The organism is Pseudomonas sp. PME37.24/025 (assembly GCF_055556615.1).
Map to the genome: position 1 here is coordinate 1 of NZ_JBVHNK010000453.1, position 241 is coordinate 241.

Genomic DNA, 241 nt, shown 5'->3' on the forward strand with positions numbered 1-241 from the left:
GTTGGTCTTGTCGTTCGGGTTGAACGCATCATAGAGCCAGGGCGGCATCGCCTGGCCGAGTTCGGGGAAGCGGCCCGCCAGGGTCATGACCAGTGCGAACAGCAGATAGGCGCCGCCGAGCCACAGGAAGGCGCGCGAGCGGATGAAATTGATCGATTCGCTGGCGCCGCCGAGCGCGAACCAGCCGCCGAACACGAACAGGAACTGCCAGCAGAACGGGTTGAAGTACCATGTGCCGGAC

Annotated in this window: 1 protein-coding gene; it reads right to left on the reverse strand. The window is 63.9% G+C overall.

Annotated elements, in window-relative coordinates; translation table 11 throughout:
* Positions 1-241 (reverse strand): OpgC domain-containing protein (opgC, locus tag ACZ3HH_RS31055; protein ID WP_465810557.1); only part of this gene is annotated, 241 nt, incomplete at both ends.